The 21,125-nt window shown below is 70.3% G+C and carries 16 protein-coding genes and 1 tRNA gene; 5 read left to right on the top strand and 12 right to left on the bottom strand.

Features of this window, described 5'->3' with window-relative positions:
* Positions 1 to 153 precede the first annotated feature (153 nt).
* The 4 genes from gorA to NJ376_RS08795 form a co-directional block, all read right to left on the bottom strand.
* Complete coding sequence (gorA, locus tag NJ376_RS08780; RefSeq protein ID WP_252952864.1) at positions 154 to 1,533, bottom strand: glutathione-disulfide reductase; 1,380 nt, start codon at positions 1,531 to 1,533, stop codon at positions 154 to 156.
* An 88-nt stretch (positions 1,534 to 1,621) separates the two neighbouring features.
* Positions 1,622 to 2,851: a YeeE/YedE family protein gene (locus NJ376_RS08785; protein WP_252952865.1), complete on the bottom strand. Its 1,230-nt coding sequence runs from the start codon at positions 2,849 to 2,851 to the stop codon at positions 1,622 to 1,624.
* Between the two features lie 138 nt (positions 2,852 to 2,989).
* On the bottom strand, positions 2,990 to 3,436 hold the full coding sequence (locus NJ376_RS08790) for a MaoC family dehydratase (RefSeq protein WP_252952866.1): 447 nt from the start codon (positions 3,434 to 3,436) through the stop codon (positions 2,990 to 2,992).
* Between the two features lie 165 nt (positions 3,437 to 3,601).
* On the bottom strand, positions 3,602 to 5,080 hold the full coding sequence (locus NJ376_RS08795) for an NAD-dependent succinate-semialdehyde dehydrogenase (RefSeq protein WP_252952867.1): 1,479 nt from the start codon (positions 5,078 to 5,080) through the stop codon (positions 3,602 to 3,604).
* 106 nt (positions 5,081 to 5,186) lie between these two features.
* Here NJ376_RS08795 and NJ376_RS08800 point away from each other — a divergent pair, with 106 nt between their 5' ends.
* The 3 genes from NJ376_RS08800 to NJ376_RS08810 all read left to right on the top strand — a co-directional run bounded on the left by NJ376_RS08800 (position 5,187) and on the right by NJ376_RS08810 (position 7,557).
* Positions 5,187 to 6,134, top strand: a complete 948-nt coding sequence (locus NJ376_RS08800) for a Bug family tripartite tricarboxylate transporter substrate binding protein (RefSeq protein ID WP_252952868.1) — start codon at positions 5,187 to 5,189, stop codon at positions 6,132 to 6,134.
* 262 nt (positions 6,135 to 6,396) lie between these two features.
* On the top strand, positions 6,397 to 7,185 hold the full coding sequence (locus NJ376_RS08805; protein WP_252952869.1) for a cyclase family protein: 789 nt from the start codon (positions 6,397 to 6,399) through the stop codon (positions 7,183 to 7,185).
* A 281-nt stretch (positions 7,186 to 7,466) separates the two neighbouring features.
* Positions 7,467 to 7,557: transfer RNA gene (locus NJ376_RS08810), tRNA-Ser, on the top strand.
* Positions 7,558 to 8,091: 534 nt separating this feature from the next.
* On the opposite strand, the gene NJ376_RS08815 is transcribed toward NJ376_RS08810, so the two are convergent.
* The 6 genes from NJ376_RS08815 to fusA form a co-directional block, all read right to left on the bottom strand.
* Entirely contained in the window at positions 8,092 to 9,360 is a 1,269-nt protein-coding gene (locus tag NJ376_RS08815) for a Glu/Leu/Phe/Val family dehydrogenase (protein WP_252952870.1), read from the bottom strand.
* A 424-nt stretch (positions 9,361 to 9,784) separates the two neighbouring features.
* On the bottom strand, positions 9,785 to 10,756 hold the full coding sequence (locus NJ376_RS08820) for a Bug family tripartite tricarboxylate transporter substrate binding protein (RefSeq protein WP_252952871.1): 972 nt from the start codon (positions 10,754 to 10,756) through the stop codon (positions 9,785 to 9,787).
* Between the two features lie 367 nt (positions 10,757 to 11,123).
* Entirely contained in the window at positions 11,124 to 11,912 is a 789-nt protein-coding gene (locus NJ376_RS08825; protein WP_252952872.1) for a cyclase family protein, read from the bottom strand.
* Positions 11,913 to 11,969: 57 nt separating this feature from the next.
* The gene (locus tag NJ376_RS08830; RefSeq protein ID WP_252952873.1) at positions 11,970 to 13,574 is read right to left on the bottom strand and encodes a flavin-containing monooxygenase; all 1,605 of its coding nucleotides are present in this window, start codon (positions 13,572 to 13,574) and stop codon (positions 11,970 to 11,972) included.
* 220 nt (positions 13,575 to 13,794) lie between these two features.
* Positions 13,795 to 15,231: a bifunctional D-glycero-beta-D-manno-heptose-7-phosphate kinase/D-glycero-beta-D-manno-heptose 1-phosphate adenylyltransferase HldE gene (gene hldE / locus NJ376_RS08835; protein WP_252952874.1), complete on the bottom strand. Its 1,437-nt coding sequence runs from the start codon at positions 15,229 to 15,231 to the stop codon at positions 13,795 to 13,797.
* Between the two features lie 90 nt (positions 15,232 to 15,321).
* Positions 15,322 to 17,403 carry an elongation factor G gene (gene fusA, locus NJ376_RS08840; protein WP_252952875.1) on the bottom strand — a complete coding sequence of 694 codons (2,082 nt, stop codon included), beginning with the start codon at positions 17,401 to 17,403 and terminating at the stop codon, positions 15,322 to 15,324.
* 322 nt (positions 17,404 to 17,725) lie between these two features.
* On the opposite strand from fusA, the gene NJ376_RS08845 reads away from it, so the two are divergent.
* The gene (locus NJ376_RS08845) at positions 17,726 to 19,201 is read left to right on the top strand and encodes an LVIVD repeat-containing protein (RefSeq protein WP_252952876.1); all 1,476 of its coding nucleotides are present in this window, start codon (positions 17,726 to 17,728) and stop codon (positions 19,199 to 19,201) included.
* A gap of 92 nt (positions 19,202 to 19,293) precedes the next feature.
* Here NJ376_RS08845 and wrbA read toward each other — a convergent pair whose 3' ends face one another.
* Both wrbA and NJ376_RS08855 read right to left on the bottom strand, forming a co-directional pair.
* Complete coding sequence (wrbA, locus tag NJ376_RS08850) at positions 19,294 to 19,893, bottom strand: NAD(P)H:quinone oxidoreductase (protein ID WP_252952877.1); 600 nt, start codon at positions 19,891 to 19,893, stop codon at positions 19,294 to 19,296.
* 66 nt (positions 19,894 to 19,959) lie between these two features.
* Complete coding sequence (locus NJ376_RS08855) at positions 19,960 to 20,382, bottom strand: ankyrin repeat domain-containing protein (RefSeq protein WP_252952878.1); 423 nt, start codon at positions 20,380 to 20,382, stop codon at positions 19,960 to 19,962.
* A 520-nt stretch (positions 20,383 to 20,902) separates the two neighbouring features.
* On the opposite strand from NJ376_RS08855, the gene NJ376_RS08860 reads away from it, so the two are divergent.
* Complete coding sequence (locus NJ376_RS08860; protein WP_252952879.1) at positions 20,903 to 21,124, top strand: hypothetical protein; 222 nt, start codon at positions 20,903 to 20,905, stop codon at positions 21,122 to 21,124.
* The last annotated feature ends 1 nt before the right edge of the window (position 21,125 follow it).

A 21,125-nucleotide genomic window follows, 5' to 3' on the forward strand; every position in this document is an offset into this window, starting at 1 on the left:
GGAGGGACAGGGGGGGTGGAACCCTGGGGCACGGTGTCGAGGAAGGGCCTTGCCCTGCCTCAAACTCCATCCCGCCAAGGGCCGAAGGGCCCTTGGATCCCTCGGGTCGGCAGGTTGACCGCCGGGTCCGAACTCCGCCCCTCTCGGCAGCCCCTACTCCGCCGCCTTGGCCTCCACCCCCGCCACCCGCGTCCGGGTCCGCATCGTCACGAACTCCTCCGCCGCGGTCGGGTGGATGCCGATGGTCCGGTCGAAATCCTCCTTGGTCAGTCCCGCCGCCACGGCGATGCCGATGCCCTGCATGATCTCGCCGGCATCCTCGCCCAGCATATGGGCGCCGAGCACCTTCCGCGTCCGCTGGCAGACCACCAGCTTCATCAGCGTCTTCCGCCCTTCCCGCTTGCTCAGCGTGTGCCGCATCGGGGTGAAGCGGGTGACGTAGATGTCCACCGGCCCGCGCGCCGCCGCATCCGCCTCCGTCAGCCCCACCGTGCCGATGGGCGGCGAGGTGAAGACGGCCGTCGGGACGTTCTCGTAGCTCGCCCGGCGCGGGTTGTTGCCGAACAGGGTATCCGCCAGCGCATGCCCCACCGCCGTCGCCATGGGCGTCAGGTTCAGCCGGTCCGTCACGTCGCCGATGGCGAAGATGTTGGGTGCGGTGGTGCGGTGCTCCGCATCCACCTCGATGGCGCCCTTCGCGGTGCATTCCACCTTCGCCGCCGTGAGGTTCAACCCCGCCGTGTTCGGCTCCCGCCCCGTCGCGAAGAGCACCGCCTCGCCCTCCAGCACCGCGCCGCCCAGCAGGGCGAGCCGCAGATGGTCCCCCTGCCGGTCCAGCCGCGCCGGCACCTGGCCGGCATGCAGGCGGATGCCCTGGGCCTCCAGCGCGTCCTTCAGCGCCTCGCGGATGTCCTGGTCGAAGCCGCGCAGCGGCAGGTCGGCGCGGTAGACCACGTCCACCTCCGCGCCGAGGGCGCGGAAGACGCAGGCGAATTCCAGCGCGATATAGCCGGCGCCGACGACGACCAGCCGCTTCGGTACCTCCTGCAGCGTGAAGACGTCGTCGGAGAGCATGCCGAGCTCGGCGCCCGGGATCTCCGGCCGCACCGCCCGGCCGCCGACGGCGATGACGATCTTCTCTGCCGTCACGCGCTTGCCGCCGACATCCAGCGTATGGGCATCGACGAAGGTGGCGCGGGCATCGAAGCTGGTGACGCCGGCATTGCCGAGCAGCCGGCCATAGATGCCGGAGAGCCGCTGCACCTCTGCATCCCGCGCGGCGGCAAGCTTCGCCAGCGAGAAGCCCTTCACCTCCATCTCCCAGCCGAAGCCGGCGGCTTCCTCCGCCCAGCCGGCATATTCGGCGGCGTTCACCATCAGCTTCTTCGGCACGCAGCCGACATTGACGCAGGTGCCGCCCCAGAAGCGCTCCTCCGCCACGCCGACGCGGGCGCCATGGCCGGCGGCGATGCGGGCGCAGCGCACGCCGGCGGAGCCGCCGCCGATGACGAAGAGGTCGAAATCATAGGCCATGCTCTGCCCTTCCCCACCATGCCGGCCGGGGCCGGACCTTTCCGGAGTATATGCGTCCGCCGGCGCGGATTGGTAAGCCGCCTGGCCGTCAGCAGCCCGTCTGCCGCGGCAGCCGCTCCACCTCCAGCCCGAACCAGGGGCGCAGCCCGGTGCCGAGCAGGTTGCCGAAGAAGGCGGCGACCATCCAGGCCCAGCCATGCAGGCTGCCGGAGGCGATACCGGAGAAATAGGCGCCGATATTGCAGCCATAGGCCAGCCGCGCCCCGTAGCCGAGCATCAGCCCGCCCACCACCGCCGCGACCGCCGAGCGCAGCGGCAGGCCCCAGCGCGGCGCGAAGCGTCCGGCGAGCGCCGCGGCCAGCAGCGCGCCGAACATGATGCCGACATCCATCACCGAGGTGACATCGGCCAGCACGCTGCCTTCCAGCGCCGCGCGCTGCGCCGGGGCCTGCCAGAAGGGCCAACTCGCCGGGTCGAAGCCGATCAGCGCCGCCGCCTTGGAGCCCCAGAGGGCGAAGGCCGAGGTGATGCCCCAGGGCCGCCCGGCCAGCGCCAGGGTGACGAAGTTCAGCACCGCCAGCGCCACCGCGCCGGCGACCAGCGGCCAGGGGCCGCGCAGCAGCCGCGCCAGGCCCACGCGCGGCGCACCCTCCGGCCGCACCAGCCGGCCGTGGCGCCGGCGTTCCAGCACCACGCTCAGGCCGGCGATGGCGGCGAAAGCGGCCAGGTTGGCGGCCAGCGCCGGCCCCACCCCCCAGGCCTGCACCAGCGAGACCGGCGGCAGGTGCGGCAGCGCCGCCCACCAGTGCAGATGCGCCGCCCCCAGCGCCGAGCCGGCGATGAAGGCGGCCAGGGTCAGCAGCATGCGGACCGAGCCGCCGCCCACGGTGTAGAGCGTGCCCGAGGCGCAGCCGCCGCCGAGCTGCATGCCGATGCCGAAGAGGAAGGCGCCGAACGCCACCGAGACCCCGACCGGCGCCACCAGCCCCTGCACCGGCTGGCCGAACAGCGTGCCCGCCGCCAGGACGGGGAAGAACAGCAGCACCGCCACCGCCAGCATCACCATCTGGGCCCGCAGCCCGGCGCCGCGGCGATCGGCGATGAAGACCCGCCATGCCGAGGTGAAGCCGAAGGCGGCATGGTAGAGCACCAGCCCGAGCGCCGCGCCGAGCAGGTAGAGCGCCGCCTGCCGGGGGCTGACCGCCTGGCCGATGAGCAGCGCGCCGCCCAGCAGCAGGGCGCCGGCGCCGAGCGCGGGACCGGTATTGATGGCGACGGACCGAACCGGCTGCGGCCCGGCAAGGGTGGTGGCGGACATGGCGGCTCCCGGCAAATTCCTATGCCGGGTGATTAGGTGCCGCGACCCCCTGGTTTCATGCTCCGTTCCGCAGCCGCCCGGGAAAAGCCGACCCGCGATGGCCGCATGGCTGCCGGCCCGTCCTGCCAGGGGCCGGGTTCAGCCGGCCGGCCGCTTCGGCACGATCAGCCGGACGGTGAAGACCTGCACCTCCTCCCCCGCCTGGTTCAGGGTGCGGTTGCGCATGAGGGCGGAGCCGCGGTCGGGCCGGGAGCGGCTCGGCGTCACCTCCAGCACCTCGATCTCCAGCCGCAGCTGGTCGCCCGGCCGCACCGGCTTCAGCCATTGCAGCTCCCCGCCGCCGCCGATGATGCCGCCGGCGAGGTCCCCCGCCGCCTGCACCACCATGGACATGGTGATGGCCGCGGTGTGCCAGCCGCTGGCCGCCAGCCCGCCGAAGAAGCTGGACTTCGCCGCCTCCGGGTCGGTGTGGAAGGGCTGCGGGTCGTAGCGGCGGGCGAATTCGATGATCTCCGCCTCGGTGACCGTCACCGGCCCGGCGGTGAAGCGCCGCCCCGGGGTGAGGTCTTCCAGGTAGAGCGTCATGGCCGGCACGCCCCTGCACGACCAGGGGGGGCGGGGCGGAACAGGGCGGGCATGCGGACCTCCGGTCGGGTTTCGCGGTTGCGGAACCCTAGAGACCCGCCTGCCGGCCGGCGACTGAATTCCCGTGGCGGCGGCGGCGCCGGCCGCACCGGCGCCGCCCGGCCCTCAGCTGCCGATGCCGCCGAGGGCGAGGTACTTCACCTCCAGATACTCCTCGATGCCGTAATGGCTGCCCTCGCGGCCAAGGCCGCTTTCCTTCACCCCGCCGAAGGGCGCCACTTCCGTGCTGATCAGCCCCTCATTGATGCCGATCATGCCGGTCTCCAGCGCCTCCGCCACCCGGAAGATGCGGCCGACATCGCGGGCGTAGAAATAGGCGGCGAGGCCGAAGGGCGTGTCATTCGCCAGGGCGATCGCCTCCTCCTCCGTCTTGAAGCGGAACAGCGGCGCGACCGGGCCGAAGGTCTCCTCGCGGAACATCAGCGCGTCATGCGGGACATTCGCCAGGATGGTCGGCTCGTAGAAATTGCCGCCGCGGCTGTGGCGCTTGCCGCCGGTGACGACGCTCGCGCCATGCTGCAGCGCGTCGGCGACATGCTCCTCCACCTTCGCCACCGCATCGGCGTTGATGAGCGGGCCTTGCGTCACGCCGGATTCGAAGCCGTCGCCCACCTTCAGCGCCTCGACCGCCGCCTTCAGCTTGGCGGCGAAGGCGTCATAGACGCCGTCCTGCACCAGGATGCGATTGGCGCAGACGCAGGTCTGGCCGGTGTTGCGGTACTTGCTGGCCATGGCGCCCTGCACCGCGGCGTCGAGATCGGCATCGTCGAAGACGATGAAGGGGGCGTTGCCGCCGAGCTCCATCGAGGTCTTCTTGATGGTCGGCGCGCATTGCTGCAGCAGCACCCGGCCCACCTCGGTGGAGCCGGTGAAGGTCAGCTTGCGGACCAGCGGGTTGGAGGTCAGCTCCTTCCCCGTCTCGCCAGAGGGGCCGGTGATCACGTTGCAGACGCCCGGCGGCATGCCCGCGCGCTCCGCCAGCACGGCGATGGCCAGCGCCGAGAAGGGCGTCTGCGAGGCGGGGCGGATGACGCCGGTGCAGCCCGCGGCCCAGCCCGGCCCGGTCTTCCGGGTGATCATCGCGGCGGGGAAGTTCCAGGGCGTGATGGCGGCGAAGACGCCGATCGGCTCCTTCGTGACGATGATCCGCCGGCCCTTGGCGTTCTGCGGAATGGTGTCGCCATAGACGCGCTTGGCTTCCTCGGCGAACCACTCGATGAAGCTCGCCGCATAGGCGATCTCGCCCTTGCTCTCGGCCAGCGGCTTGCCCTGCTCGGCGGTCATGATCGCGGCGAGGTCGTCGGTATTCGCGATCATCAGGTCGAAGAGCTTGCGCAGGATGGCGGCGCGGTCCTTCGCCAGCATGGCGCGCCATGCCCCCTGCGCCTTGTGCGCCGCCTCGATGGCGCGGCGGGTCTCGACGGCGCTCATGGCCGGGACGCGGCCCACCACTTCCCCGGTGGAGGGGTTGCGGACCTCGAGCGTCTTGCCGCTATCCGCCTGCACCCATTGCCCGCCGATGCAATTGGCCTGGCGGAACAGGTCGGGGTCCTTCAGCGGCAGGCGGGCGATGGCGTCGAGCATCGGGGGTCTCCTTCCCTCATTGGCGGCAAAGATAGGCACCGGAAGGTGCTTTGTCAGCCGCGGGCCCAGGGCTAGGCTGGCCGCAACGAGAATGCGGGAGGGAGGGATGCGGCGGCATGCCTGGGCGCTGGGGCTTGTGCTGCTCACCGCCATGCCGGCGGCGGCACAGTACCCCGAGCGGCCCGTCACCATCATCCACAATTACGGTCCCGGCACCGCCTCCGACGCCACGGCCCGCACCATTGCCGAGGCCTTCGCGGCGCATTTCGGCAAGCCCTTCCCCGTGCTGAACCGGGACGGCGCGGCGGGGGTGGTGGGGGCCCGCGCCCTCGCCGGCAGCCCACCGGATGGCTACACCCTGATGGTCGGGCCGATGACGGCGCTGACCTCGCAGCCGCATCTGGTGCGGGATACCGGGCTCTCGCCGGAGGCGGTGGCGCCGGTCTGCAACATTTCCGCCAACATGCTCGGCATCGTGGTGCGGGCGGACAGCCCGTGGCGGACCGGGCCCGACATCGTCGCGGCGGCGAAGCAGCGGCAGCTGATCTATGGCGCGACCGGGGTGGTTTCGCTGACCGCGCTCGGCGTCCACCGGATGCAGGCGGCGGCCGGGGGAGAGTATCAGTCGGTGGCCTTCCGCAGCGACGGCGCCTCGCTGACCGAGCTGCTGGCCGGACGGCTGGATTTCTCGGCGACGCTGATCGCCAATGCGACGCCGCAGATCAGGGCCGGGGCGCTGCGGCTGGTGGGCGCCTTCGCCGACCGCCGCTACCCGGACTTCCCCGAGGTGCCGACGCTGCCGGAGCAGGGCATCGCCGCCGAGCAGATGAGCTATGCCGGGCTGATCGCCCCGCGCGGCACGCCGGAGCCGGTGCTGGCGGCGCTGGAGGCGGCCTGCGCCGCCGCCATCGGCTCGGCGCCCTTCCAGCGGGCGGTGGCGCAGTACGGCATCGTGGTGGACCACCGCGGCCGGGCGGAATTCGCGGCGCTGCTGGCCAGGGAGTATCGGAGCCTCGGCTCGGTGCTGCGCGACCTGCGGGTCCAGCCGGAGTGAGGGCCTCCACAGCCGGCCGCCGGTGCCCGCTGCGGCGGGCGGTGCGGATCGTGGTCGGGGCAGGCGCCGGGCTGCACATCCGGTCGGCCGGGCATGGCCGAGGCGTGAGCGCAGCCGGGCGGCATTGCCGGCCCCTGCCCTTCCCTCACCCGCCGTATGCCGCGACGGCCCGGGCGGCGCCGGATGAGCGCGACCCGGCCCGGCCGGTTTGACCCGCCCCGAGAGTGGCACCTACCGTGCGGCGAGTATCAGGGGGAACGCCATGCCGCGCCGCATCATCGACATCTCCGTGCCGCTCAAGGCCGGGATCAAATCCGACCCGCCCTGGGCCCTGCCGAAGATCGACTACCACGACCACAAGATGACGGCGCCGCCCATCGCCGAGTATTTCGGCATCTCCCTGGACCAGCTGCCGGAGGGGAATTACGCGGCGCGGGAGCAGGTGCAGATCTCCACCCATGCCGGCACGCATCTGGATGCGCCCTACCATTTCTTTCCCCGCCAGGATGAGCGGCTGACGCCCGGCGGCCGTCCCTCGCTGCGGATCGACGAGGTGCCGCTCGACTGGTGCTTCCAGCCCGGGGTGAAGCTGGATTTCCGCGCCCTGCCGGATGGCTACACGGTGCAGCCCGAGGATGTACAGCGGGAGCTGGCGCGGATCGGCCATAGCTTGCAGCCGCTCGAGATCGTGGTGGTGAACACCCGCGCCGGCAGCCGGTATGGCGAGGACGACTACATCGATGCCGGCTGCGGCATGGGCAAGGCGGCGACGCTCTGGCTGCTGGAACAGGGGGTGCGGGTGACCGGCACCGATGCCTGGTCCTGGGACGTGCCCTTCAGCGTGACGAAGCAGCGCTTGGCGGAAGGCGCCGACCCCGGGATCATCTGGGAAGGCCACCGCGCGGGCCGGGAGATCGGCTACTGCCACATCGAGAAGCTGCACAATCTGGAAGCGCTGCCATCGGATGGCTTCATGGTGGCCTGCTTCCCGGTGAAGGTGCACCGGGGCTCCGCCGGCTGGACCCGGGCGGTGGCGATCTTCCAGGACTGATACTCGGTTCGGAACGTCCTGACGTTCCGAGCCGGATATGGCGCGCAGCTGGTGTGGCGACTGCGCGCCGCGAAGCCCGGGATTGAGGCGCAGCCCCGGGACAGCCGCGCAGCCTTCCGCGGGCGGAGGCGGCTTTGGCCGGCACATTCGCCACGCGGCGGCCAATCGCCGAGACGGTTCCGCCCTGGCCTGAAAATGCGCCGCCCCCGGTTGCCGGGACGGGGCGGGCCGATTATGGTCCGCGCCCCACGCCCGTTGGACCAGAGCGGGCGGCGCGGTACGGATGGGTGGCCGAGCGGTCGAAGGCGCGCGCCTGGAAAGTGCGTATACGTCAAAAGCGTATCGTGGGTTCGAATCCCACCCCATCCGCCAGCGCCAGTTGAGAATCACCTTCTGCGAATCCGGCGCTGAGCCCCGTGGGGTTCGGAGTGCGCAGCCATGCGCATGGGGTGACACCCGCCACACTGAACGCGCGGGGCGCCGGCATTGCTGTCGGCACGCTCGCCCCGGCTGCGTCGCCGGGCCGGGGCGGGCGTGCAAATGGCGGGCGCCCGCTGGGTCGCCCTACCGATCCCGCCTAGAGCGGTTTCCGTTCGCACTGGCTCACGGAGCCCGCTCTCGGTTGTGGTTATAGCGAGCAAATACCTCCGATCCGATGATTCCATCTGATCGGAGTTTGCTCTAGAGCAGCCTCCGACCTGATGGATGACGCCGTGATCCACCAGGTCGGAGATAAGCTGCTCTAGATCTTATGTTTCTAGGACAAGAAATCCGATCAGGTGGTTCCAACCGGTCGGATTTCTCTAGAGCAGATCGCCGTAGGGCGGCAGCGCCCGAAGGCGTGAATCTGCTCTGCAAACAAAGGCGTAGAGCGTTTTCGGTGAACGCCTGTAAACCGAAAACGCTCTAGCTGGTGAAGAACTGCTGAGTCCCGTGTGCCTCGATGGCGCCCGCCAGGCGCGAGAGGGCATGGATATAGGCCGCCGTGCGCGGGGAGACCTGCCGCTCGCGCGCAATGGCCCAGACCTTGCTGCCCTCCCGCTCCATGAGCGCCTTCAGGCGCTGGTGCACTTCCTCGACCGGCCAGTAGAAGCCCTGCCGGTTCTGCACCCATTCGAAGTAGGAGACCGTGACGCCGCCGGCATTCGCCAGGATATCCGGCAGGATGACGACCTTCCGCGCCTCCAGGATGCGATCCGCCTCCGGCGTGACTGGGCCGTTGGCGAGTTCGAGCACCACCCGGGCGCGGACCCGCTCGGCATTCCCCTCATGGACCATGTTCTCGAGGGCCGCGGGGACCAGCAGGTCGCAGTCCACAGCGACCAGATCCTCGGGCGCCAGCGGCTTCACGCCGCCCTGCCCGGCGATGGCCGTCACCGGCTGGCCGGTGTCCTTAGCACGCAGCAAGGCGTCCAGATCCAGGCCCTCGGGGTGATACACCGCACCGCGCGAATCCGAGACGGCAACGATGCGGTGCCCGTCCGCCGCCAACAGCTTGGCGATGAACTGGCCGGCATTGCCGAAGCCCTGTACCGCGACGCGCATCCGGCCATCCAGGCCGAGATCGCGGGCCAAGCGGGACACCAGGTAGTAGCCGCCGCGCGCGGTCGCATCCTCGCGGCCAAGCGAGCCACCAAGGGCGATCGGCTTGCCCGTGATCACCGCGGGGACGGATTGGCCGACGATCGTGGAATACTCATCCGCCATCCAGCCCATGATCATGGCGTTCGTGTAGACGTCGGGCGCCGGAATGTCCCGGTCCGGCCCGATGATCCGGGAGAATGCCTGCACATAGGCGCGCGACAGCCGCTCCAGCTCCGCCTTGGAGAGGGACCGGGGATCGACCCGCACGGCGCCCTTGCCGCCACCGTAGGGCAGATCCATGACGGCGCATTTGAAGGTCATCCAGAAGGCGAGGGTTTCGACCTCCTCGACCGTGGCCTCGGGGTGGAAGCGAATGCCACCCTTGGTCGGCCCCCGCGTGTCGTCATAGCGACAGCGCCAGGCAAGAAACGACTTCCGCGAGCCATCATCCATCCGGATCGTCAGCCGGACCTTGGTAGTCTCCCGAGGATATTTCAGCCGCTCGAGCACATCCCCATCGATCTGAAGATGCCGCGCCGCCTCATCCAGGCGGGTAAGCGCCAGGTCGAGGATGTTGTCTCTCTCCAACATGTTTTGAACTCTTCGGTCAAAGGAGCTGGCGTTATCGGGCGCCAGGGCGAACCGGATCGCATGGCATGCCGAGGCATGCAACTCCTCTGCCTCGGAAACCAGGCGATATTGGCGCCGGCCAGCGCCCGACGGCGTTCGCCCGACGCAGCCGGGGACGCTTGGCGGTGCCGTACCCTGTCCGCTGCCAGCGCGTTGCGCGGCGCGTTCCCTGCCGGGCAGGTCGCGCCCCGGGAGTGCCGACAGCCGGTATGTCCAGACCTCGACGGGCCAAGGCCCAACCCGTCCGCTCGCCGGCGTTCAGCCGCGTCCGCACAGCATGCCCGGCACGGAGCCACCCGCCGAAACAGCCAGCATCGGAGGCAAGCCCCTCCCTGGTGGCCTGCCACGGGGGCCTCGGCGCCCTGGGGGCGGCTCGGCGCTGTGCTTAACCCTCCAGCGTGATGTGCGCCTCGCGCACCACCTTGCCCCAGCGTGCGGCCTCCGCCTTCAGGTATTCGGCATAGCGGGCGGGGCCATAGCCCAGCTGGCTGAAGCCGTTGGTCTTCAACGTCTCGGCGAAGTCGGCGGTGGAGAGGACCTCCGCCACGGCGGCGTGCAGCGCCTCCGCCACGGGGCGCGGCGTGCCGGGGGCGGCGAGCAGCCCGATCCAGGCATCGGCAATCACCGGCATGCCGGCCTCCGCCATGGTCGGCACCTCCGGCACCAGAGGGAAGCGCTCGGCCGAAAGCACGGCCAGCATATTGGAACGGCCACGCTGCGGCTGGCCCACCGCCACGGGCACCACCGTGACATCGACCTGGTCCGCCGTGGCGGCGAGCATGGCCGGCCCGGCCCCGCCATAGGGAATGTGCGTGAGGTCGAGGCGCGCCGCCTGCTTCACCATCTCCCCCGCGGCGTGGGAGACGGTGGCGACGCCATAGGAGCCATAGGTGAGCGCCGGCTGCGCGCCGCGGGCCTTTTCCAGGAATTGCTGAAGGTTGGCAGTGCCGAGGCCGGGCCGCGCGATCAGCGCCATGACCACATTGGCGATGCCGGTGACGGGGACGAAATCCTCCGCCCTGAAGGGCAGCTTCGGGTTCGCCGCCGGCATAACGGTATGGGTGTCGCAGGTGGCGAGGATCAGCGCATGGCCATCCGCCGGCGAGGCCAGGATGTTCTGGCTGGCGACGACGCCGACGCCGCCCGGCCGGTCCTCCACCACCAGGGGCTGGCCCAGCCGGTCGCCGAGACGCTGGGAGATGAGGCGGGCGAGCATGTCCGTGGCGCCGCCCGGCGGGAAGGGCACGACGACGCGCACCGGCCGGTTGGGGCGCCAGGGCGCCTGGGCCAGGGCGGGCATGGCCAGCATGGGCGTGGCCAGAGCGCCGAGCAGCAGGCCGCGACGGGTGGGCAGCATCTGGAGGTTTCCCCGATAGTCGTTGCCGGGACGATGCGGGAGGGCGGGGGATGGGTCAACGGGGCAAGGGGCGGCACGCCATGAGGCGCGGCGCCTCCCAGGCTCTTCCCGCCGGCGTCGAAGGGCCCGAGGAAGGCGGGGCTCCGGCCTGGCGGCCGCGGTCCTGCCCTCCGGCAAACCGACGGGACCGGCTGCACGCCAGGCAACCGGCCCTGGTGTCCCGATCCCGAATTCCCGCGGCTTTCGGGATCGGACGCCAGGCTTTGCTTTCGGTGGCCTGCCTGTCCGCTCCATTCGCTGGAAACCCGGCAAGCCTCCCGGGCGGGAGCGGGGCGGTCACGGCGCGGCCGCGCCGGCCCCCCTCCCCTCAGTCGTCGATGATCGCCACTGCCCGCGTCCAGCCGGCCGAGCCCCGGTGCACCTTCACCGGGAAGCACACCACCTGGAACGCGTCCGGCGGCAGCACCTCCAGATTGTGCAGCTTCTCGAGGTGGGAGTAGCCGATCTCCCGCCCTGCCCGGTGGCCTTCCCAGATCAGCTCCGGGCTGCCGCCCGCGGCGATGCGGCGGCGGGTGTGGCTGAAGGGCGCGTCCCAGGACCAGCCATCGGTGCCGACCAGCCGCACCCCGCGCTCCAGCAGCCAGAGCGTCGCCGCCTTCCCCATTCCGCAGCCGCGGTCGATGTAGTCATCCTCGCCATAGCGGGCCCCGGCGCTGGTGTTCACCACGACGATCTCGAGCGGCTTCAGCCTGTGGCCGATGCGCTTCAGCTCCGCCTCCACATCGCCGGGCTGCACCACATAGCCGTCCTCGAAATGCCGGAAATCCAGCTTCACCCCGGGCTGGTGGCACCATTCCAGCGGTACCTCGTCGATCCGCCAGGAGGGCTCGCCGCCCGGCTTCAGCCGCTCGTTCATGCGGGAGAAGTAGTGGTAGGGCGCGTCCAGATGCGTACCGTTATGGGTGGAGATGTCCACCCGCTCCACCGCCGCGTACTCGCCCTCGGGCAGGTCGGAGACCTTCACCCCCATATACTCCGCCATGCGCGGGGCGGATTGGTGGTGGTTCACATACTCGATCTTCGGCTCCATCCCCGGCGGGTCGGATTTGATCCCGGCCTTGAGCGGCACGGAGATGTCGATGAAGCGGCGGGCCATGGCCTGTCCTCCCTTGCGGTTGGCGACGAGGCTAGCCGGCCCGGCGCAGGCTGACCATCAGGCGAAGCGCAGCTCCCGGTAGCCCTCCGCCGCCACCCGCGCGGAGATGCGCCGGTACTTCACCGCCCCGCCATAATAGCCGAGGGTGCGCCGCACCTCCTCCCGCCCCTCGACATTGCGGTTCACCCCGGTCTGCCAGGAAGCCACCTGGGTGAAGAGCAGCCCGGCGGCCGCTTTCTCGACATGCTGCGCCCAATCCTCCACCGCTGCCTCCCGCGCCTCCACGCGCCGGTGGCCATGCTCGCGCATGTAGCGGACGAGGCCGGTGAGCCAGTCCACGATCTCCTCGATGTTGCGCGGGATGTTGCCGCGGGCGGTGTGGGGGCCGAGGACCATCAGCATGTTCGGGAAGCCCTCCGCTAGCACGCCGAGGAAGGTGCGCGGGGTGCCCCGCCAATCCTCCCGGAGGCTGCGCCCGCCCGGGCCGGTGATGGCGATGCGGTCATAGGGGCCGGTCACGCCGTCGAAGCCGGTGGCGTAGATCAGGATGTCGAATTCATGCTCCCGCTCGCTGGTCCGGATGCCGCGGGGGGTGATGCGCTCGATCGGCGTCTCGTTGATGTCCACCAGCTCGACATTGGGCTGGTTGTACACCTCGTAATAGCCGCTCTCGAGCGGCAGGCGGCGGGTGCCGAAGCCGTGGTTCTTCGGGATCAGCTTCTCCGCCGTGACGGGGTCCTTCACCCGCTCGCGGATCTTCTTCTTGGCCCATTCCGTCATCAGGGCATTCGCCGCCGGGTCCACCAGCACGTCGCGGAAATTGCCGACCCAGATGCCGAAGCCCGGCTCGGCATAGAGCTTCTCCCAGAAGGCCTCGCGCTCTTCAGGCGAGACATCCAGCGCGCGGCGCGGATCGGCCTGGTGGATGAAGCAGGTATCGGTCTGGCGGCAGCGCTCGAAGATCTCGGCATAGCTCGCCTTGATCTGCGCCTGCTCCTCCGGCGTGATCGGGCGGTTGTGCAGCGGCGCCGCCCAGTTCGGCGTGCGCTGGAATACCGTGAGGTGCCCGACCTCCTTGGCGATGGTCTGGATGGTCTGGATGGCCGTCGCGCCGGTGCCGATGATGCCGACGCGCTTGCCGCGGAGATCGACGCCTTCCCGCGGCCAGCGGGCGGTGTGGAAGGCGGGGCCGGCGAAATCGTCCCGCCCGGGGATGTTCGGCAGGGTATAGGCGGAAAGCGGCCCGAGGGCGGTGATGAGCAGGGGCGCGCTCGCCTGCTCGCCGCTTTCCAGGGTGATGGTCCAGCGCGTCGCCGCCTCGTCCCAGGTCGCGGCGGTGACGCGGCTGTGGAACTGCATGTCCCGCCGCAGGTCGAATTTGTCGGCGACGTGGTTCAGGTAGCGCAGCGTGTCCGGCTGCGCGGCGAAATGCTCCGGCCATTCCCATTCCTGCAGCAGCTCCTGGCTGAAGGAATAGCCATAGGACCAGCTTTCGGAATCGAAGCGGGCGCCGGGGTAGCGGTTCCAGTACCAAGTGCCGCCGACATCGCTGCCGGCCTCGAAGACGCGGACGCGCATGCCGAGCTCCCGCAGCCGGTAGAGCTGATACATGCCGGCGATGCCGGCGCCGATGATGATGGCCTCGTAGCCGGGCTGCGCCATGCAGGCCTCCTCCCCTTCCCCGAACCGGGGTTGGGAAAGAGCTTAGCAGGCTATCGGAAATGGGAAACGGGGGGCTCCGGGGTCCTGCCGGCTCAGCCCACGGATCCGAGCTTACACCAGGGTCCGGGGACCGGTCCCCGGTGGGGGTTGGCGGCACCGCCGCCAACGGGCAAGACCTCGATCCCTGTCCCTGTTTCAGCCGGGCGCCCGCAAGGTGCCCCTACCGCCTGAGCCTGGCGATGGTGTTCGTCGTGGAGCGCCCCGGCACCAGCTCGATCAGCGCCACCTCGCCGCCGGCGGCCTGCACCACATCGGCGCCCACCACCTGCTCGATGCTGTAATCCGCGCCCTTCACCAGCACGTCCGGCAGCAGCAGCCGGATCAGCTCCAGCGGCGTGTCCTGCCCGAAGCCGACCACCGCATCCACCGAGGCCAGCGCCGAGATCACCGCCGCCCGGTCCGCCAGGCTGTTCACCGGCCTTTCCGGCCCCTTCAGCCGGGCCACGCTGGCATCCGTGTTCAGCCCCACCACCAGCCGGTCGCAGCGCCGGCGGGCAGCGCGCAGCAGCGCCACATGGCCGGCATGGAGGATGTCGAAACAGCCATTGGTGAAGCCGACGCGGAGGCCATGGGCCTTCCATTCCGCCACCAGGCGCCGCGCCGCCGCCCAGTCCAGCAGCGCCTCCTCCCCCGGGGCGGAGCCACTGCCGGCGCGGAGGGCATGGGCCAGCTCATCCGCGCTGACCGTCGCCGTGCCCAGCTTGCCGACCACGATGCCGGCCGCCGTATTGGCGATGCCCATCGCCTCCTCCAGCGGCTTGCCGGCGGCATGGGCGAGGGCCAGGGTGGCGATGACCGTATCCCCGGCGCCGGAGACGTCGAAGACCTCCCGCGCCTCGGCCGGGACGCCGGTGGCGGGGCCGTCGGCGCGGACCAGCATCATCCCCTTCTCCGCCCGCGTGCACAGCAGGGCGGGCAGGCCGGCTCCGGCCATCACCCGGCGGGCGGCCGCCTCGACCTCCGCCTCCGTCCCAGCGGGGGCGCGGGCGGCGCGGGCGAGCTCGCGGGCATTGGGGGTCAGGCAGTCGGCGCCGCGGTAGAGGCCGAAATCCTCGCTCTTCGGGTCGGCGAAGACCGGCACGCCGCGTGCCTTGGCGGCGGCGATGGCGGCGGCGACGGTGCCGGGCGCCAGCACGCCCTTGGCATAGTCCGAGAGGATCAGCGCGCCGCAGCCGGGCAGCGCCGCCTCCACCGCCGCGACCAGCGCGGCGGCCTCGGCGGCATCGGCCGGGCCCGTCACCTCGTCATCGATGCGCACGACCTGCTGGGTGCCGGCAATGACGCGCATCTTACACACGGTGGGGCGGGAGGAGCTGGCGACCAGCGCATCGGCGATGCGGGCATCCTCCGCCAGCAGGGCGCGGCATTCCGCCGCCGCGGCATCCTGGCCGACCAGCCCGACCAGCACCGCCTGGCCGCCCAGCGCCGAGATGTTCCGCGCCACATTGCCCGCCCCGCCCGGCATGGCGCGGGCCCGGCGCTGCCGCAGCACGGGCACGGGCGCCTCGGGCGAGATCCGCTCCACCTCCCCGTAGAGGAAGCGGTCCAACATGACGTCGCCGAGGACGAGGATGCGGAGGGCGCTGAAATCGAGCATGAGCGCGGCATAGCGCCCCGCCCCCTGGAAAAGCAAACGGCGCGGCGGGTTGCCCCGCCGCGCCGTGCCTGGACCGTCCGGCCTGCCGAATCAGGCGGAGTTCTTCATGATCTCATCCGCCACATTGCGCGGCACCGGATCGTAGTGGTGGAACTGCATGGAGAAGGAGGCGCGACCCTTGGTCATGCCCCGCAGGTTGGAGATGTAGCCGAACATCTCCTTCAGCGGCACATGCGCCCGGACGATGACCGAGGTGCCGGCCATGTCCTGGCTCTGGATCACGCCGCGGCGGCGGTTCAGGTCGCCCACCACGTCGCCGACATGGTCCTGCGGGGTGGTCACCTCCACATCCATGATCGGCTCCAGGATCACCGGGCCGGCCTTCTTCATGCCCTCGCGGAAGCAGGCCTTGGCGGCGATCTCGAAGGCCAGGGCGCTCGAGTCGACGTCGTGGTACTTGCCATCCACCAGGGTGAACTTGAAGTCCACCGTCGGAAAGCCGGCCAGCACGCCGGTATCGGCCTGCACCTTGATGCCCTTGTCGACCGCCGGGATGTATTCCTTCGGCACCGAGCCGCCGACCACGGCGTTGACGAACTCGATCCCCTGGTTCCGCTCCAGCGGCTCGAAGGTGATCTTCACCTCGGCGTACTGGCCCGAGCCACCCGACTGCTTCTTGTGGGTGTAGGTCTCGGTGTGGGACTTGGTGATGGTCTCACGATAGGCCACCTGCGGCGCGCCGATATTGGCGTCCACGCCGTATTCGCGCTTCAGGCGGTCGATGATGATCTCGAGATGCAGCTCGCCCATGCCGGAGAGGATGGTCTGGCCGGTCTCCTGGTCCGTGCGCAGGCGCAGGCTGGGATCCTCGCCCGCCAGCTTCTGCAGGCCGAGGGTCATCTTCTCGATGCCCTCCTTGGTCTTCGGCTCGACGGAGATGTCGATGACCGGGACCGGGAAGGCCATGCGCTCGAGGACCACCGGATCCTCCTGCGCCGCCAGGGTGTCACCCGTGCCGGTGTCCTTCAACCCGACGAAGGCCGCGATGTCGCCGGCGAAGACCTCCTTGATCTCCTCGCGCTTGTCGGCGTGCATCTGGAACATGCGCCCGACGCGCTCCTTGTGGCCCTTGGTGCTGTTCAGCACCTGGTCACCGGAGCGCAGCACGCCGCGATAGACGCGGACGAAGGTGAGGTTGCCGTACTTGTCGTTGATGATCTTGAAGGCCAGGCCGGCGAAGGGCCCGTCCTCGCTCACCTCGATGATGCGGCGCTCGCTCTCCTCGCTCTGGCCTTCCTCGGGGGCGACCTTGATGCCCTCGATGTCCACCGGGCTCGGCAGGTAGTCCACCACCGCGTCGAGCAGCGGCTGCACGCCCTTGTTCTTGAAGGAGGAGCCGCAGACCACCGGGCGGAACTCGCCGGAGATGGTGCCCTTCTTGATGCAACGCTTCAGCGTCTCGACGCCGACATCCCCCTTGTCGAAATACTCCTCCATCGCCGCCTCATCGACGCCGACGACGGTGTCGAGCAGCTTCGCGCGGTATTCGGCGGCCTTGTCCTTCAGGTCGTCCGGGATCGGCGCCTCATGGTACTTCGCGCCCAGCTCGTCGCCTTCCCAGATCAGCGCCTTCATCTCGACCAGGTCGACGATGCCCTTCAGGGTGTCCTCGATGCCGATCGGCAGCTGCAGCGTCACCCAGTTGATGCCGAGCTTCTCGGTCAGGGTGTCGGCCGCGCGGAAGAAGTCGGCGCCGGTGCGGTCCAGCTTGTTGATGTAGATGATGCGCGGGACGTTGTAGCGGTCCGCCAGGCGCCAATTGGTCTCGGACTGCGGCTGCACGCCGGCCACGCCCTCGATGACGAAGACCGCGCCGTCCAGCACGCGCAGCGACCGGTTCACCTCGATGTTGAAGTCGATGTGGCCGGGCGTGTCGATGACGTTGATCCGGTGACCCTTCCACTCCGCCGTCACGGCGGCGGAGGTGATGGTGATGCCCCGCTCACGCTCCTGCGCCATGTAGTCGGTGGTGGTGTTGCCCTCGTGGACCTCACCGATCTTGTGGGACTTGCCGGTGTAGTAGAGGATCCGCTCGGTCGTCGTCGTCTTGCCGGCGTCGATATGCGCCGTGATGCCGATGTTGCGGATGCGGTCGAGCGGGGTACGCGCCACGATGGGCCTCCATAGGCGAAGGCGGGCCCGGCCATCCGGTCCTCCCAGGGCCGGTCCCGAAAGGACCTTCCCCAGCACCGGTGCCGCCCGCCGAACGGTCTGACTCGTCGGAGTGGTATCGGGCGTGCAGATGCCCCCTCCGGCGGCGATTTGCAAGCGCGAAGTCGGGGAAAATGGGGGCAACGGGGCCAGCGCCGGGTCGCGCCGCCGCGTCCGTCCCGGCTGCGGGGCAAGGATACGCAGGCGGATCGGCGCGCAGCGCCGCTGCCGCCGGCGCTACCCTGGCCGCCACGCCCGGCGACCGGGCGGGGAGGAAAGCACCATGGGTCATCGCCTGCCAGCCTCGGTGCTGGCCGCTCTCCTGGCGGCCGCGCCGGCCCTGGCCCAAAGCCAGCAGCCGAGCCAGCCGGCTGCCGAGAGCCGGAACATGCGGCTGCTCGGCCACCACGACCTGCAGGGCCGCAGCGCCTACCAGCCGACCGTCCACCGCCAGGGGGATCGCTGGATCCTCTATGTCGGCCACCATGGCGGCAACGCGGCGGAGCCGAAGCCGCTCAACCCGATGACCGGACAGCGGGAGTTCAACGGCACCTCCATCCTCGACGTCACCGACCCGGCGAATCCTCGCTACTTGGCGCATATCCCGGGCGAGGAAGGGCTGGACGAGGAAGGGGGGGCGCAGATGGTGCGGGTCTGCGACAACCGCCAGCTCCGCGGCGCCGCCAACCCGGCGGGCTTCACCATGCTGCGGACCCAGGGCAATGCCGGCCACCAGCTCTTCGACGTGACGGACCCGGCGCAGCCGCGGCTGCTGGCGCGCATCCCGGCCGGGCACACGCACAAGAACTGGTGGGAATGCGACACCGGCATCGCCTTCCTCGTCTCCGGCAACCAGCCGCCCTGGCGGGTGCGGCGGATGACCCAGGTCTTCGACCTGAGCGACCCGGCCAAGCCGCGCCACATCCGCGATTTCGGCCTGCCCGGGCAGCAGGTGCCAGAGGGACAGGCGGCCACCCAGCAGCATGGCGAGCACGGGGCCATCCCGACCGAGTTGCATGGCGGCATCTCCACCGGGCCCGAGGGCAACCGGATCTACTTCGGCTACGGCACGAACAGCGGCGGGCTGGTGCAGATCGTTGACCGGCAGAAGCTGATCGAGGGCCCAGCGGCACCGACCGACGAGAATCTCCGCGCGCCGGAGGTGGGGCGGCTGGCGATGATGCCCTGGGTCGGCGCCCACACCGCCTACCCGTTGCTGCGCATGCCCGTCGCGGAATTCGCCCATGACGGTCGCGGCGCGGTGCGGGACTTCGTGATGATCGTGAATGAGGCGCTGCGCAACGAGTGCCGGGACGAGGCACGGCAGATGGTCTGGTTCGCCGACATCACCGTCGAGAGCCACCCCATGGTCGTCGCCAACTGGACGGTGCCGGAGGCCTCAGGGCATTTCTGCTCGCGCGGCGGCCGCTTCGGCGCGCATTCCTCGAATGAGAGCACGGCGCCAGTCTTCCACCGGAAGCTGGCCTTCATCGCCTTCTTCAATGCCGGCGTCCGGACGCTCGACATCCGCAACCCCTACCAGCCGCGTGAGGTGGGCTTCTACATCCCGGCCATCACCGACCGTACCGCGGAGCGCTGCGTGCCGGTGGATGGCCAGTCGCGCTGCAAACGGGCGATCCAGACCAACAATGTGGAAACCGACGAGCGCGGCCTGATCTACATCGTCGACCGCGCCAACACCGGCGTCCACATCCTGGAGGTCACGGGCGAGGCGCGGGAGATTGCGGCGCTGCCCTGACTCGTACCGGGGTCCGGGGCGAGGTCCTGGCCCCGGCGGGGGGGGGCAGGGGGCAGCGCCCCCTGCCGGGGCTCGGGGCGGAGCCCCGCCCTTCATCCGAACAGCTTCATGGTGATCTGCGCCACATGCTTCCCCTGGAAGCGCGCCAGCTCCAGCTCATTCTCGCTCGGTTGCCGCTCCCCCTTGCCGCCCGCGATGGTGGTGGCGCCATAGGGCGTGCCGCCCGAGACCTCGTCCAGCTTCGTCAGCCCCTGGGCGCTGTAGGGCAGGCCGACGATGACCATGCCGTGGTGCAGCAGCATGGTATGCACCGCCATCAGCGTCGTCTCCTGCCCGCCATGCTGGCTGGCGGTGGAGCTGAAGGCGCTGCCGACCTTGCCGATCAGCGCGCCGCGGGCCCAGAGGCCGCCGGTCTGGTCCCAGAACTGCGCCATCTGCGCCGCCATGCGGCCATAGCGCGTCGGCGCGCCGACGATGATGGCGTCGTACTGGTCGATCTCCTGCGGCGAGGCCAGGGGCGCGGCCTGGTTGAGCTTGGCGCCGGACTTCTCCAGCACCTCCTGCGGCACGAGCTCGGCCACGCGCTTGACCACCGCCTCGGCGCCCGCCTCGCGGACGCCCTCGGCAATGGCGTTGGCCATGATCTCCATATGACCATACATGGAATAATAGAGCACCAGCACGCGGGCCATGGGCTGCCTCCTTCGCGGTTGCTCCTCTTACGCGCGAGGCAGCGGGGCGATGCCTTCAGCGCCGCGTTACTGCGACGGTCCTGACCACACGACCCGTTCGGCCTCGGCCGGGGTGGCGAGGCGGCGGCGCAGGGCATGGTGGCCGGCCGCCTCCGCGAGGTCGGCGGCGGTGCGGCCCTGCCGGTCGCGGAGCGCCGGGTCGGCGCCGTATTCCAGCAGCAGCGCCACGGCCTCCTCCTGCCCCGCCTCCGCTGCCGCCATCAGGGCGGTGGGCGGGCCATCCGGGTCGCCTTCCGCCTGGGCGACGCCACCGGCCTGCAGCAGCAGGCGCAGCACCTCCACCCTGCCATGCCGGGCGGCCAGCACCACCGGGTCCGTGCCGTCGCCGCGGCGGGGGGCGGCGAGATGGGGCTCCGCCGCCAGCATCGCCCGGACCGAGGCCGCATCGCCGGCCATGACCGCTTCCTGGAACCGTGCTTGGCTGCTCATCGCACCCTCCCTTGCCGGGCAGGAACGCCGTGGAAAGGCGCGGGATCAGGATTTCCGATAAGTCGCGTGGCTGAAGCGCGAGCGGAGCAGCGGCATGCGGACATGCCTCCTGCCCGCTGGGGTGCTGGAGGCCGCGCAGGCGCTGCGCGGGGCGGGCCCGGCCTCTGGCAGAGGCGCCGACGGTGGCGCGGCGGATCGCGAAGCTGGCGGTCGAGCAGGTGCAGACCTCTGGCCGACCATCCGCCGGTCGCCGGCCAAGAAGGCGGGGGCTTAACGCCGGTCGGTGGAAGATGAAGGTGGTCGACCCGTCTCGGCTTCCGGGAGGGCTGGCAGTCGGCTGAAGCGGGACCGGTTTGCCTTCGCTCACCGCCGCCGCTCCAGCCTATTGTCCTGCCACGTGATCGACGCGCCCGATGTCTCCGGCTGGGACGATCACGCTCCAGGTGCGGCGCCCCCTCGGCATCGGCGCCGGCCACGCCATTCGTACGAAATAGAAACAAAAACGGAGGAGCGCGACGGCATGCCCGCAGCGCTGCCGCGGAACGAAAACGAGCGGGCGATTGAGCAAGGAGGTCGAATCATGCCGAGGCACTTTGCCCGTCTGGGGATCGTGGTGCGGGATCTGGAGCAGGCGAAAGCATTCTTCGCCGTTCTGGGCTTCAAGGAGGCCATGTCGGTGATCATCGCCGGGGAGCCGTTCGCGACTTACATGGGCGTGTGCGTATCAAGACGGATCACGTGAC

This window comes from Siccirubricoccus soli (assembly GCF_024178315.1).
GTDB lineage: Bacteria > Pseudomonadota > Alphaproteobacteria > Acetobacterales > Acetobacteraceae > Siccirubricoccus > Siccirubricoccus soli.

Bases quoted from the DNA above. Each gene is read 5' to 3' on its own strand.
- gorA (WP_252952864.1), bottom strand. From the start codon at position 1,533: ATGGCCTATGATTTCGACCTCTTCGTCATCGGCGGCGGCTCCGCCGGC.
- NJ376_RS08785 (WP_252952865.1), bottom strand. From the start codon at position 2,851: ATGTCCGCCACCACCCTTGCCGGGCCGCAGCCGGTTCGGTCCGTCGCC.
- NJ376_RS08790 (WP_252952866.1), bottom strand. From the start codon at position 3,436: ATGACGCTCTACCTGGAAGACCTCACCCCGGGGCGGCGCTTCACCGCC.
- NJ376_RS08795 (WP_252952867.1), bottom strand. From the start codon at position 5,080: ATGCTCGACGCCATCGCCCGCCTGCCGCTGAAGGACCCCGACCTGTTC.
- NJ376_RS08800 (WP_252952868.1), top strand. From the start codon at position 5,187: ATGCGGCGGCATGCCTGGGCGCTGGGGCTTGTGCTGCTCACCGCCATG.
- NJ376_RS08805 (WP_252952869.1), top strand. From the start codon at position 6,397: ATGCCGCGCCGCATCATCGACATCTCCGTGCCGCTCAAGGCCGGGATC.
- NJ376_RS08815 (WP_252952870.1), bottom strand. From the start codon at position 9,360: ATGTTGGAGAGAGACAACATCCTCGACCTGGCGCTTACCCGCCTGGAT.
- NJ376_RS08820 (WP_252952871.1), bottom strand. From the start codon at position 10,756: ATGCTGCCCACCCGTCGCGGCCTGCTGCTCGGCGCTCTGGCCACGCCC.
- NJ376_RS08825 (WP_252952872.1), bottom strand. From the start codon at position 11,912: ATGGCCCGCCGCTTCATCGACATCTCCGTGCCGCTCAAGGCCGGGATC.
- NJ376_RS08830 (WP_252952873.1), bottom strand. From the start codon at position 13,574: ATGGCGCAGCCCGGCTACGAGGCCATCATCATCGGCGCCGGCATCGCC.
- hldE (WP_252952874.1), bottom strand. From the start codon at position 15,231: ATGCTCGATTTCAGCGCCCTCCGCATCCTCGTCCTCGGCGACGTCATG.
- NJ376_RS08845 (WP_252952876.1), top strand. From the start codon at position 17,726: ATGGGTCATCGCCTGCCAGCCTCGGTGCTGGCCGCTCTCCTGGCGGCC.
- wrbA (WP_252952877.1), bottom strand. From the start codon at position 19,893: ATGGCCCGCGTGCTGGTGCTCTATTATTCCATGTATGGTCATATGGAG.
- NJ376_RS08855 (WP_252952878.1), bottom strand. From the start codon at position 20,382: ATGAGCAGCCAAGCACGGTTCCAGGAAGCGGTCATGGCCGGCGATGCG.
- NJ376_RS08860 (WP_252952879.1), top strand. From the start codon at position 20,903: ATGCCCGCAGCGCTGCCGCGGAACGAAAACGAGCGGGCGATTGAGCAA.